Origin of the sequence: Citrobacter sp. Cf116, from assembly GCF_030336505.1 — a bacterium.
GTDB lineage: Bacteria > Pseudomonadota > Gammaproteobacteria > Enterobacterales > Enterobacteriaceae > Citrobacter > Citrobacter freundii.
The window spans coordinates 1-13,639 of sequence record NZ_JAOWEQ010000031.1; the positions used below are offsets into that span (position 1 = coordinate 1).

Here is a 13,639-nt window from a genome sequence, read left to right on the forward strand (position 1 = left end):
GAAACATCTTCGGGTTGTGAGGTTAAGCGACTAAGCGTACACGGTGGATGCCCTGGCAGTCAGAGGCGATGAAGGACGTGCTAATCTGCGATAAGCGTCGGTAAGGTGATATGAACCGTTATAACCGGCGATTTCCGAATGGGGAAACCCAGTGTGATTCGTCACACTATCATTACGTGAATACATAGCGTAATGAAGCGAACCGGGGGAACTGAAACATCTAAGTACCCCGAGGAAAAGAAATCAACCGAGATTCCCCCAGTAGCGGCGAGCGAACGGGGAGCAGCCCAGAGTCTGAATCAGCTTGTGTGTTAGTGGAACGGTCTGGAAAGTCCGACGGTACAGGGTGATAGTCCCGTACACCAAAATGCACAGGTTGTGAACTCGAAGAGTAGGGCGGGACACGTGGTATCCTGTCTGAATATGGGGGGACCATCCTCCAAGGCTAAATACTCCTGACTGACCGATAGTGAACCAGTACCGTGAGGGAAAGGCGAAAAGAACCCCGGCGAGGGGAGTGAAAAAGAACCTGAAACCGTGTACGTACAAGCAGTGGGAGCCTCTTTATGGGGTGACTGCGTACCTTTTGTATAATGGGTCAGCGACTTATATTCTGTAGCAAGGTTAACCGTATAGGGGAGCCGAAGGGAAACCGAGTCTTAACTGGGCGTTAAGTTGCAGGGTATAGACCCGAAACCCGGTGATCTAGCCATGGGCAGGTTGAAGGTTGGGTAACACTAACTGGAGGACCGAACCGACTAATGTTGAAAAATTAGCGGATGACTTGTGGCTGGGGGTGAAAGGCCAATCAAACCGGGAGATAGCTGGTTCTCCCCGAAAGCTATTTAGGTAGCGCCTCGTGAACTCATCTTCGGGGGTAGAGCACTGTTTCGGCTAGGGGGTCATCCCGACTTACCAACCCGATGCAAACTGCGAATACCGAAGAATGTTATCACGGGAGACACACGGCGGGTGCTAACGTCCGTCGTGAAGAGGGAAACAACCCAGACCGCCAGCTAAGGTCCCAAAGTCATGGTTAAGTGGGAAACGATGTGGGAAGGCACAGACAGCCAGGATGTTGGCTTAGAAGCAGCCATCATTTAAAGAAAGCGTAATAGCTCACTGGTCGAGTCGGCCTGCGCGGAAGATGTAACGGGGCTAAACCATGCACCGAAGCTGCGGCAGCGACACTATGTGTTGTTGGGTAGGGGAGCGTTCTGTAAGCCGTTGAAGGTGGCCTGTGAGGGTTGCTGGAGGTATCAGAAGTGCGAATGCTGACATAAGTAACGATAATGCGGGTGAAAAACCCGCACGCCGGAAGACCAAGGGTTCCTGTCCAACGTTAATCGGGGCAGGGTGAGTCGACCCCTAAGGCGAGGCCGAAAGGCGTAGTCGATGGGAAACAGGTTAATATTCCTGTACTTGGTGTTACTGCGAAGGGGGGACGGAGAAGGCTATGTTAGCCGGGCGACGGTTGTCCCGGTTTAAGCATGTAGGCGGAGGTTCCAGGTAAATCCGGTACCTTTTAACGCTGAGGTGTGATGACGAGGCACTACGGTGCTGAAGTAACAAATGCCCTGCTTCCAGGAAAAGCCTCTAAGCATCAGGTAACACGAAATCGTACCCCAAACCGACACAGGTGGTCAGGTAGAGAATACCAAGGCGCTTGAGAGAACTCGGGTGAAGGAACTAGGCAAAATGGTGCCGTAACTTCGGGAGAAGGCACGCTGATATGTAGGTGAAGCGGTTTACCCGTGGAGCTGAAATCAGTCGAAGATACCAGCTGGCTGCAACTGTTTATTAAAAACACAGCACTGTGCAAACACGAAAGTGGACGTATACGGTGTGACGCCTGCCCGGTGCCGGAAGGTTAATTGATGGGGTTATCCGTAAGGAGAAGCTCTTGATCGAAGCCCCGGTAAACGGCGGCCGTAACTATAACGGTCCTAAGGTAGCGAAATTCCTTGTCGGGTAAGTTCCGACCTGCACGAATGGCGTAATGATGGCCAGGCTGTCTCCACCCGAGACTCAGTGAAATTGAACTCGCTGTGAAGATGCAGTGTACCCGCGGCAAGACGGAAAGACCCCGTGAACCTTTACTATAGCTTGACACTGAACACTGGTCCTTGATGTGTAGGATAGGTGGGAGGCTTTGAAGTGTGGACGCCAGTCTGCATGGAGCCATCCTTGAAATACCACCCTTTAATGGCTGGTGTTCTAACGTGGACCCGTAATCCGGGTTGCGGACAGTGTCTGGTGGGTAGTTTGACTGGGGCGGTCTCCTCCTAAAGAGTAACGGAGGAGCACGAAGGTTAGCTAATCCTGGTCGGACATCAGGAGGTTAGTGCAAAGGCATAAGCTAGCTTGACTGCGAGAGTGACGGCTCGAGCAGGTGCGAAAGCAGGTCTTAGTGATCCGGTGGTTCTGAATGGAAGGGCCATCGCTCAACGGATAAAAGGTACTCCGGGGATAACAGGCTGATACCGCCCAAGAGTTCATATCGACGGCGGTGTTTGGCACCTCGATGTCGGCTCATCACATCCTGGGGCTGAAGTAGGTCCCAAGGGTATGGCTGTTCGCCATTTAAAGTGGTACGCGAGCTGGGTTTAGAACGTCGTGAGACAGTTCGGTCCCTATCTGCCGTGGGCGCTGGAGAATTGAGGGGGGCTGCTCCTAGTACGAGAGGACCGGAGTGGACGCATCACTGGTGTTCGGGTTGTCATGCCAATGGCATTGCCCGGTAGCTAAATGCGGAAGAGATAAGTGCTGAAAGCATCTAAGCACGAAACTTGCCCCGAGATGAGTTCTCCCTGAGACTATAAGTCTCCTGAAGGAACGTTGAAGACGACGACGTTGATAGGTCGGGTGTGTAAGTGTAGCGATACATTGAGCTAACCGATACTAATGAACCGTGAGGCTTAACCTTACAACGCCGAAGATGTTTTGGCGAAGAGACGACATTCAGCTTGATACAGATTACATCGACATGCCAAAGCGTGTTGATAAACAGAATTTGCCTGGCGGCTGTAGCGCGGTGGTCCCACCTGACCCCATGCCGAACTCAGAAGTGAAACGCCGTAGCGCCGATGGTAGTGTGGGGTCTCCCCATGCGAGAGTAGGGAACTGCCAGGCATTAAATAAAAGCGAAAGGCCCGGTCGAAAGACCGGGCCTTTTGTTTTATCTGTGATCTGTCGGTGAGCGCTCTCCTGAGGAGGACAAATCCGCCGGGCTGAACGTATTTGCAGGCGCTGATAAGCGCAGCGCATCAGGCAGATCACGACATCGCACCATCGGGTGCAAAGCAATATCCAGAGCCTGCATAACACAAGCCATTCTGCGGCATACGCGATAAACACCCAATCTGAATTATCTGTATTACCTCCCGAAAATATCAGGATCTCCTGCGGCAGTTACGTGTACCTTTATCTATTAGTAAGGGTCAATCCGGAGAATAAAGTGTTCGGAAAAATGGTATTAAACTACATGCCGGGTCTAAAAAATTTATTAGCGTACGATAAAAGCTGGCTAAAACATGATGTTAAAGCCGGGTTATCCGTTGCTGCCGTAGCACTACCGGTTGCGATTGCTTACGCTGAGTTGGCGGGAGTCGGGGCTATCGTCGGGTTATATTCCTGCGTTTTGCCAATGCTAGCTTATGCACTGTTTGGTTCTTCCCGCCAATTGATTGTTGGCCCTGATGCCACGACCTGCGCGGTAATTGCGGCAGTTGTGGTTCCTCTTTCTGCCGGAAATCCAGAACTCCACTGGCAGTTAACAATCGTCATGACCGTGATGATGGGAGGATGGTGTCTACTTGCCAGTAAGTTTCGCCTGGGTGCGCTTGCTGATCTGCTTTCTCATCCCATTCTAACGGGGCTGCTTAACGGCGTTGCCGTGACGATTATTGTCGGGCAACTCGGTAAGGTGCTGGGGATTACGCTTGATGAAGAGCAAGTGATTGAGAAGATTATTGCCCTGCCAGGCCGACTCTCAGAAATTCATTTATTAACCTTAGGGATCTCCATCCTAACGTTAGCGATTTTAATAGCTATCAAAACGTTTCGTAGCCAATGGCCAGCACCGTTGATTGCAATTGTGATAACAACGGCGCTGGTATGGGTCACATCTGCACAGCAGTATGGTATTGCCACTATTGGGGGATCGGGCTTCCAGTCTGGTTTGCCTGTTGTTCACTGGGGCTCATTTCAGCCTGGTCTGGCGCGTGATTTATTGATCCCTGCGCTGAACCTGGCATTAGTCAGTTTTGTTAGCCTGATGCTAACCGCTCGCAGTTTTGCCGCGAAAAATGGATACGAAATAAATGCTGATGCTGAGTTCAGGGCTTTGGGTGTTGCGAATCTGATGTCTGGCTTATCTCAGGGGTTTGCGATTAGCGGAGCCGATTCCCGGACTGCGGTAAATGACTCCACCGGAGGGAAAAGCCAGCTGGTTTCCGTTGTTGCAGCCTTAATCATCGGAATTGTCGTGGTATTTTTCACGCAGCCATTACCATTTATTCCGGTATCTGCATTAGGCATTGTTCTTATTTATGCATCGTGGTCATTGATTGATTTACGCGGACTCTGGAATCTGAGGCGAAGAAATAAACCCGCATTTCGCCTGGCGTTCTTCACCTTTGGCTGTGTTCTGATTATTGGTGTTATTCAGGGGATCGGCCTTGCGGTATTGCTGGGTCTATTGCAGTTCCTGCGCACAGTTTTTCGTCCTACTGAGCACTTATTGGGAATTGACGAAAATGGGATGATTCACTCACTAGGTAATTCAACTGATGTGAAAATGATCCCTGGCGTGTTGATGTACCGATTTAACTCACCGCTGACCTATTTTAATGTGGCCTATTTTAAGCGCCGCGTTTTGAATTTAGTCGATGGTGCAGTACTACAACCTAAATGGGTGGTCATTGACGCCGTTTCTTGCTTTACCTATTCAGATATCAGCGTCCTGGCAACCATTAATGAGTTAAAACGGGACCTGAAGGGGCGGCAGATTAAGTTAATTCTTGCGGGCCGGAAAACGGAGTTAACACGCTGGTTTAAAGAGAGTCGACCGACAATGAAGGACGACGACATGATTATGGCACCAGACCTTTATTTGGCGCTGCGGTTTATTCAAAGCAAAGAAAGCATGAGTGAGGGTGAATCTGGCGTTTTTGAATAAAGCAGATTTAGGTAAATGATCAGGCTGGATGGAAGGCGCTGAGGACGGGTTTTCGTCCAGCAGGACCTGACATCGACCAGAACCCCATGTTGCTAAAGGGGGGATCAGCATCCGCGCGGGGACGGTGAGTTCCCCGGCAGAGCATTGATATCGGCAAACTACCTGAAATATAAGCAGTGTGACTGTTGTTAACCTTACGCTGTGCATGCGACAGATCGCTTAAATAATATCCTTCCCATTGCTGGCTTCGAGCTCCCGAATCAGGCGCTTGTTGATCTTGCCAACGCTGGTTTTGGGAATATCCGGGACTATCCTTATCTGTCGTGGGATCGCCCATTTAGTGATGTGGCCGCGGTCGACGAATCCTTGTAGATGTGTCGCTATGGCTTGCGGCTCCAGGTCCTCCCCTTCCTTGCAAACCACCAGAGCCAGGGGCGTTCGCCCCACTGCTCATCAGGTATCCCGACGACGGCTACCGACCTGACCGCCGCGTGTGAGCTGATGAGGCTCTCAAGCTCCAGCGTGCTTATCCACTCACCGCCCGTCTTGATTACGTCTTTGATGCGATCCTTGATTTCCACTATCCCATGGGGATCGATAGAGGCTATGTCGCCGGTGTGCAGCCAACTGCCATTCCATAGCTCAGCCCCTTTCTCGGGTTCCTTCAGGTAGCCCTGAGTCAACCAAGGGGCTCGCACCACTATTTCGCCCAGGGCTTCTCCGTCGTGCACCACCTCCCGACCTTCGCCATCGACGATACGCAGATCCACCAACGGGACAGGCAGGCCGGTCCGAATCCGCAGGGGTAACTGTTCATCCATGGGAAGGGCCAGCTCGGCATCGCTTAAGTGGGTCATACAGAGCAGGGGACAGGTCTCAGACATGCCATAGCCGGCGTGAATGCGTATGCCCCTATGGTGGGCTTGTGTCGCCAGTCCAAGGGACAGTGAACTGCCACCCAGTAACATCTTCCATCCTGACAGATCAGTCTGCGTGGCTTCTTCGCACTCAAGGATCATCTGCAAAATGGTTGGCACACAATGCGAGAAGGTCACACCCTCATCGTGATAAAACCGCACCAGTTTGTTGGGTTCGTAACGACCGGGATATACCTGCTTCACACCCAGCATTGTTGCGACATAGGGAGCGCCCCAGGCATGCACGTGGAACATAGGGGTGATCGGCATGTAGACATCGTTCGATCGTAGCAGCGACTGTCCCTCGTGGGCTGCCAGGAGACCCAGTTCATTGAGCGTGTGCAGGACCAGCTGGCGATGGCTGAAGTAGACTCCCTTGGGATTGCCCGTGGTTCCAGTGGTATAGAACAAGGTAGCTATCGAGTTTTCATCGAAGTCGGGGAAGTCAAAGAGTTCTCCCGCTGCGGCCAGCAGGGTCTCATATTCCCCTAGCACCGGCAGGCTGGTCGCCTTCGATTCTTCGTCGCTAAGCTGGATGTATCCCCGGACAGTGGTCAGTGTCTCTGCCAGTGACTCGACAACCGGCAAGAAGTCGTCGTGCACCAGTACCAGGTTGTCCTCGGCATGATTCATGGTGTAAGCGATTTGGTCCGCCGAGAAGCGGACGTTCACCGTGTGCAGCACGGCACCAATCATGGGTACCGCGAAGAAACACTCGAGGGCACGATGGCTGTCCCAATCCAGCAAGGCGACGGTGTCTCCAGGCATGACACCGGCCGCTGTCAGCATGTTTGCCAGGCGATGAATGCGCTGTTTGAGGGTACGATAGTCGTAACGGAGCTTATCGGCGTAGACGATTTCTCGCTCGGGATGAGAACGCCCACCCGACAGCAGTAGGCTCTTGATCAGCAACGGATAGGCATGGGCCCCCTGCGCTGACTGTATGATTCTTGTTTTCACCATCCAGATTCCTCGTTGACTCACTATTTGCTCGGTATGATGGCAATTGTAGATGAAGGTTGGCTTTTACTCCCTGGCGTTTGCTTCAGATGTCGAGGCGGAGACCAGTTCCAGCCCCTGGGGATGAATGTGCGTACCTTGCAACGCGATCGGGTTATTCGCTACCTGCAGAATCCAGGCTACTCTATGCCCAGTTCCTTCACCCGCTGGTTCAGTGCCCAAGGTTGTTCAGATAAATTACTCAAATCTGGCCTACGGTTAAGCACGCCAGAAAAAGAGGTGTTCCTGATACCGCTATATTTTTTGCAGTACCATCGTGGTCTCACTGAAAGGTTTAGCTGGCGTGATGAGGTAGGGTAGGAGTCGCAGTGGACAGAACGATCAGAAATCTAGCAGAACCCTGAAAGCAAAAAACCCGCCATAGGCGGGTTCTTCTGAATAGTGGTGCCCGGACTCGGAATCGAACCAAGGACACGGGGATTTTCAATCCCCTGCTCTACCGACTGAGCTATCCGGGCAACGGGGCGCATTAAACCGTATTCACGTCTGTCAGTCAATCAAATTTCTGGAAACATTGTTCAACCGCTTAATATTGCGGCAATCTGCATGGTTATGCCTGAAGTTTGCACAAATCATCCCCGACAGATGCGGCTAAAACAGATAATGCTCGCTTAGGTCAGCGCACCGCCCATTCGGCACTGGGCAAAGCGTAGGATATCTTCAGCCAGGTGGTGTGCCGTTTCGACATCAGCATGACTACGATTAACCAGCATGCGGCTCAGGCAGCCTTCCAGCACCAGTTCCATCTGTTTGGCGACCATTGCCGGGTCGTCAACTTCCAGCGTCGTGAGCAGTTCATGGGTGAAGTCATGTGCTGCCTTTTTTTGCTGATCGGCTAACTGATGGATCGGATGCCCGGGATCGGGGTAAAACGTACAGGCGGCGATGAACAGACAGCCGGGATAGCGATTATTGCTCACGCATTCGGACAGTGCGGTGTAGCGCGCCAGTAATTTCTGCTCAGCGCTCAGGGTGTCATCCAGCAAAAGCTGACGCCGCCAGATATCCACCCGCTGGCTGAGGTAACGTAGCGCATCGTACAGAATGGCCTCTTTATCGGGCCAAAAGCGCTGCAGTTCATCCAGAGGATAATTGATACGTTCGGCCACCATTTCCAGCGTGGTATTGGCTATCCCTTGCACCTCAAGTAATTTCAGGGCTTCTCCCAGGACATCTTCACGTTGCACGGTATTCTCCTCCGTATTTCCTGTTGCAAGTGTCGCTCACGGTTGGCGATCGCGCAAATGTGCGCTGAAGCTAGCGGCATCCATAAAACCCGTTACCCGGGCCTCCGGATGCTCTTTTCCCTCGGCATCAAAGAACAAGATAGTCGGCAAACCTAAAACCTGTAGATGTTTCAGCAGAGCGACATCCTGGGCATTGTTTGCTGTCACATCCGCTTGCAACAGCACCGTGTTGCCTAGCGCTTGCTGAACCTGCGGATTACTGAACGTGTACTTTTCAAATTCCTTACAGGCTACACACCAGTCGGCATACAGATCCAGCATGACTGGCCTGCCTTTAGCTTGCTCCAGCGCTTGATTTAACGCATCTACCGATGCCACCGGCGTGAAGTTAAGGTGTGCCTGGGTTTGAGTATGCGGCGCGCCGAACGCCCAGTCTTGCAGTGGACGCACGCATACCAGTGCTGCGGCTAACAGGACAATCTGCACGATACGCATCCAGGTGTGCTTTGCCTGCAGGCTGGTAATGAACGCCCAGCCAAAGAACGCGACACCTAACAGTGACCATAAGCGAACGCCCCACTCGTCGCCAACGATACGTTCGAGTAAGAAGACGGGAAGCGCCAGAATGACAAAGCCAAAAGCGGTTTTGACATGTTCCATCCATGGGCCACTTTTAGGCAGCAGGCGGTTGCCAAATACGGTAATCAGCATCAGAGGTAATCCCATCCCCAACGCATACAGATACAGCGTGCCGCCTCCCAGCCACATGTTCCCGCTCTGAGCGATATACAGCAAAATCGCGCTTAGCGGGGCCGTTGTGCAAGGAGAACAGATGAGGCCAGCAATCGCCCCCATCGCAAAGACGCTGCCGGGAGCTCCGCCTTGCTGGCGGTTACTCATTAGCGTGAGGCGCGTTTGCAGCGATGAAGGCAGTTGCAGTGTGAACAGGCCAAACATCGACAACGCGAGCAGCGTAAAGATGACGGCAAGGCCAATCAGGACGTAAGGATGTTGTAGCGCGGCCTGGAACTGCAATCCGGCGGCAGCAACAACCAGACCCAGGGCGGTATAGGTGAGCGCCATCCCCTGGACATAGATAAACGTCAGCAACAGTGCGCGCCCGGTTGATAAGCGCTGCTTGCCGCCCAGCACGATCCCGGAAATCAGCGGATACATCGGCAGTACGCAGGGCGTAAACGCGATGCCTATTCCGATCAGCAATGCCCACAGAGCGGTAAAGGGAAGTTGAGCCGCGGGCTGCGGTTTCTCTTGCGGATTGACAGTGGCTGGCACCTGCGCAGGTGTCGCCTGGATATCGGCAGACACTTCACTTAATGGCACCGTTTTTGTTTCTGGTGGATAGCAAAATCCGGCGTCGGCGCAGCCCTGGTATGTGATCGTTAATGTTGCGCCAGACTTAGCCTGATTGACCGTGATCGGGATAGTCAGTTGTTTACGGTAAATCTCACTTTTGCCGTAAAACTCATCTTCATGCCAAACGCCTGGCGGCAGTTTTATCTCGGCAATATCGGCCTGAGATGGCGTAATGCTTATCTGTTTGCGATATAGATAGTAGCCATCTTTAACCTGCCATGTGAGGTTCAGATCGTGTTGGTTTTGCTGAAAATCAAAAACAAACGCCCGATCGGCAGGTACAAACTGCGAGCGGCCAGGCGCGTCAAATAATCCGGCAAAGGAAGATGTGCTGCACAGCAGCAGGATCAGCGTAAGGATGCGTTGAGCCATGAGCGGTAATCAAAGTCTCCGTGAGTGACGGGTAAAACCAGAAGTTCAGGCGTTTGATACGGATGATGTGACTTCAGGCAATCGAGAAGGGCTTGCTGGTGTGTGACGGTGGTTTTTAAAATCATCTGCACTTCATATTCCTGTTCCAGTTTGCCTTCCCAATAGTAGAGGGAGGTCGCACCGGGTAGCAGGGTCACGCAGGCAGCCAGCTTTTCCGCCAGCACTTTGGCGGCGAGATCCTGGGCGGTTGCTTCGTCCGGGGCGGTACAGAGCACCACAACGGTATCGGGGATGGAAATATCCTGACTCTTTACATCAAGCATAAACACCTCGAAAGAACAGAGTAACCAGCAAAAGAATGGTCACTATACAACGGACGAGGGAAGGATGTTAGTTAAAGCGGGGTGGGGAGTAGGAACTGCAGGGCGCCCAGGCACCCTGCAGGAAAAACTTACAGCATGAAGCTGCCCAGCAAGAAGCCGAAGCAGACAGCCAGAACCACACCCAGAGTACCTGGGATGAAGAACGGATGGTTAAAGACGAATTTACCGATGCGGGTTGTACCGGTGTCATCCATCTGAACCGCCGCAACCAGAGTTGGGTAGGTTGGCAGAATGAACAGGCCAGAAACCGCGGCGAAAGACGCAACAGCAGTCAGTGGGGAAACGTTCAGAGCCAGAGCCATCGGCATCAGTGCTTTAGCGGTTGCAGCCTGAGAGTACAGCAGCGCAGAAGCAAAGAAGAAGATGACAGCCAGCAGCCACGGATGACCCTGAATTACGCTACCTGCAGTATCTTTGATCCAGTCAATGTTGTGAGATACGAAGGTATCACCCAGCCATGCAACACCCAGGATACAAATACAGGCGCTCATACCGGCTTTGAAGGTGCTGGAGTTCAGGATGGAGTCAGTTTCAACGCGGCAGACGATCGTGGTCAGCGTCGCGACGCTCAGCATGATGATCAGGATTGCGTTGGTGGTGTTCATCAGCGGTTTAGCGACCAGGCCAAGGCTTGGGCTGTTGATGATGGCGTATACAACTACGCAAACCACGCCCAGCAGGAACAGCCAAACGGAGGTTTTCGCGCCAGCTTTGATTTCAACTTGTCTTTCACCGCGCAGTTCAACCAGGCCTTCTTCCAGACGCTTACGATAAATCGGGTCGTCAGACAGTTTGGAGTTGAACAGTGCGGTGATCAGGAAGGACATCACCAGAACGGCCAGCAGGGTGGACGGAATGACCACGGACAGCAGGTGAATGTAGCTGATGCCATGACCTTCCATGACGGAAGACATGTAAACCACGGCTGCGGAGATTGGAGAAGCCGTAATCGCAATCTGTGCAGAAACCACTGCGGTAGAGAGCGGACGGCAAGGCTTGATACCTTGTTCCTTCGCAACTTCAGCGATAACCGGCAGCGTTGCCAGAGAGATGTTGCCAGTACCGGCAAAGATAGTCAGGAAATAGGTCACGATAGGTGCAAGGATCGTGATGTATTTCGGGTTCTTACGCAGCAGTTTTTCAGTTTGATGAACCAGATAGTCCAGACCACCTGCAATCTGCATAGCTGAAATGGCAGCGATAACCGCCATGATGATGGAAATAACATCGAACGGGATATTACCGGGTTTTACGCCGATAGCGGCAAGAACCAGAACACCCAGCCCACCTGCAAATCCAATACCGATACCCCCAAGTCTGGCACCTAAAAAGATTGCCAGCAAAACGATGATAAGTTCTAAAACTATCATATTAGTCTTCCTTGTTGTTTAACAAGTTGATATTAAATTGTTGTTTTTAAGTAACTTCGAGTAAGAAAAAAGGCACGTCATCATGACGTGCCTTCTCCGGTACTACCCTACACGATTACTGTTCGCTTTCATCAGTATAACGTTTTGCTTTATAAGCAGGGTGCATCAGGTTCTGTGCAGAGAAGATATCGTCCAGTTCAGACTCGGTCAACAGACCGCGTTCCAGGACAACTTCACGTACGCTCTTACCAGTTTCGGCACAAATTTTACCGACGATGTCGCCGTTGTGGTGACCGATGAACGGGTTGAGGTAAGTAACGATGCCGATGGAGTTGAATACAAACGCTTCACAGACTTCTTTGTTAGCAGTGATACCACTAACGCATTTTTCCAGCAGGTTGTAGCAAGCGTTGCTCAGAATGTGAATGGATTCAAACATTGCCTGACCAATGACCGGCTCCATTACGTTCAGCTGGAGCTGACCAGCTTCAGATGCCATGGTGACAGTGATGTCGTTACCGATGACTTTGAAGCACACCTGGTTTACGACTTCCGGAACAACCGGGTTCACTTTAGCTGGCATGATAGAAGACCCAGCCTGCAGTTCCGGCAGGTTGATCTCGTTCAGACCCGCACGCGGACCAGAGGAGAGTAAACGCAGGTCGTTACAGATTTTGGACATCTTCACAGCCAGACGTTTCAGTGCGCCGTGCACCATAACGTATGCGCCACAGTCAGAAGTTGCTTCAATCAGGTCTTCTGCCGGAACACAGGCGAAGCCAGTAACTTCAGCCAGTTTCTGTACTGCCAGCGGAGAGTACTCTTTCGGCGTGTTCAGACCAGTACCGATTGCTGTTGCGCCGAGGTTAACTTCCAGCAGCAGCTCAGCGGTACGCCCAATGTTTTTCACTTCTTCTTTCAGCAGTACGCTGAAAGCACGGAATTCCTGACCGAGAGTCATCGGTACAGCATCCTGCAGCTGGGTACGACCCATTTTCAGGATGTCCTGGAATTCATCGGCTTTTTTCTCAAAGCCTTCACGCAGCTGGTTCAGTGCATCAATCAGTTTGATGATGGATGCGTATACAGCGATACGGAAGCCAGTTGGGTATGCATCGTTGGTAGACTGACATTTGTTAACGTGGTCGTTCGGGTTCAGGTACTGATATTCACCTTTCTGGTGACCCATCAGTTCCAGACCGATATTGGCCAGAACTTCGTTGGTGTTCATGTTGACGGAGGTACCCGCACCACCCTGGTAAACATCTACCGGGAACTGATCCATGCATTTTCCGTTATTCAGGACTTCATCACACGCCGCGATGATGGCATTTGCCACACTCTTAGGAATGGTTTGCAGCTCTTTGTTGGCCATTGCCGCTGCCTTTTTAACCATTACCATACCGCGAACAAATTCAGGAATATCGCTGATTTTGCTGTTGCTAATGTAGAAGTTTTCAATCGCTCTCAGAGTGTGGACACCGTAGTAGGCGTCCGCTGGAACTTCCCTGGTACCCAACAAGTCTTCTTCGATACGAATGTTGTTTAACATGTGAACCTTCTTTTTCAAGCTGCCAATGATTTGACTAAACACACAGGATATATGTGATTTCGATTGTTTCTCGACCGACGATTATCCCCTGCATCGGTCTGATACCCGAGATCATATGCTGGTTAAGGATTTCTACCGTAATCTGGATCACTTAAAGCGTGGAATTTACCTCTTATTTATTATTCTGTGAAATGGATCACCCCTTTGTGATTAACCCTAAATATTAGTGTACAAGCCACTTGAAATTTTGCTAACCACCACAATATCAAATCGATGCGATTAACA

General features: G+C 51.6%; 6 protein-coding genes, 1 tRNA gene, 2 rRNA genes and 1 pseudogene. 3 read left to right on the forward strand and 7 right to left on the reverse strand.

Annotated features, from left to right (window positions below; translation table 11 throughout):
- The first annotated feature begins 20 nt into the window (after positions 1 to 20).
- The 3 genes from OGV74_RS04810 to OGV74_RS04820 all read left to right on the forward strand — a co-directional run bounded on the left by OGV74_RS04810 (position 21) and on the right by OGV74_RS04820 (position 5,179).
- A 23S ribosomal RNA gene (locus OGV74_RS04810) occupies positions 21 to 2,926 on the forward strand.
- A 90-nt stretch (positions 2,927 to 3,016) separates the two neighbouring features.
- Positions 3,017 to 3,132: ribosomal RNA gene (gene rrf / locus OGV74_RS04815) — 5S ribosomal RNA — on the forward strand.
- A gap of 325 nt (positions 3,133 to 3,457) precedes the next feature.
- Positions 3,458 to 5,179, forward strand: a complete 1,722-nt coding sequence (locus tag OGV74_RS04820) for a SulP family inorganic anion transporter (protein ID WP_086504817.1) — start codon at positions 3,458 to 3,460, stop codon at positions 5,177 to 5,179.
- A gap of 219 nt (positions 5,180 to 5,398) precedes the next feature.
- Here the strand turns inward: OGV74_RS04820 and OGV74_RS04830 are convergent.
- The 7 genes and pseudogenes from OGV74_RS04830 to aspA form a co-directional block, all read right to left on the reverse strand.
- A pseudogene (locus tag OGV74_RS04830) lies at positions 5,399 to 7,059 on the reverse strand (fatty acid--CoA ligase).
- Between the two features lie 439 nt (positions 7,060 to 7,498).
- Positions 7,499 to 7,574, reverse strand: a tRNA-Phe gene (locus OGV74_RS04835).
- A 153-nt stretch (positions 7,575 to 7,727) separates the two neighbouring features.
- Complete coding sequence (locus OGV74_RS04840) at positions 7,728 to 8,303, reverse strand: transcriptional regulator (protein WP_071696478.1); 576 nt, start codon at positions 8,301 to 8,303, stop codon at positions 7,728 to 7,730.
- A 36-nt stretch (positions 8,304 to 8,339) separates the two neighbouring features.
- Positions 8,340 to 10,049: a protein-disulfide reductase DsbD gene (locus OGV74_RS04845; protein WP_086504820.1), complete on the reverse strand. Its 1,710-nt coding sequence runs from the start codon at positions 10,047 to 10,049 to the stop codon at positions 8,340 to 8,342.
- Positions 10,025 to 10,372, reverse strand: coding sequence for a divalent cation tolerance protein CutA (cutA, locus tag OGV74_RS04850; RefSeq protein WP_003025447.1), 348 nt, complete (start codon positions 10,370 to 10,372; stop codon positions 10,025 to 10,027). Before cutA ends, OGV74_RS04845 begins: the two co-directional genes overlap by 25 nt.
- A gap of 128 nt (positions 10,373 to 10,500) precedes the next feature.
- Positions 10,501 to 11,802: an anaerobic C4-dicarboxylate transporter DcuA gene (gene dcuA / locus OGV74_RS04855; protein ID WP_003025449.1), complete on the reverse strand. Its 1,302-nt coding sequence runs from the start codon at positions 11,800 to 11,802 to the stop codon at positions 10,501 to 10,503.
- A 115-nt stretch (positions 11,803 to 11,917) separates the two neighbouring features.
- The gene (gene aspA / locus OGV74_RS04860; protein ID WP_003025452.1) at positions 11,918 to 13,354 is read right to left on the reverse strand and encodes an aspartate ammonia-lyase; all 1,437 of its coding nucleotides are present in this window, start codon (positions 13,352 to 13,354) and stop codon (positions 11,918 to 11,920) included.
- Between the last annotated feature and the right edge of the window lie 285 nt (positions 13,355 to 13,639).

Coding starts and splice junctions, on each gene's coding strand:
- OGV74_RS04845 (WP_086504820.1), bottom strand. CDS start 10,049: ATGGCTCAACGCATCCTTACGCTGATCCTGCTGCTGTGCAGCACATCT.
- cutA (WP_003025447.1), bottom strand. CDS start 10,372: ATGCTTGATGTAAAGAGTCAGGATATTTCCATCCCCGATACCGTTGTG.
- dcuA (WP_003025449.1), bottom strand. CDS start 11,802: ATGATAGTTTTAGAACTTATCATCGTTTTGCTGGCAATCTTTTTAGGT.
- aspA (WP_003025452.1), bottom strand. CDS start 13,354: ATGTTAAACAACATTCGTATCGAAGAAGACTTGTTGGGTACCAGGGAA.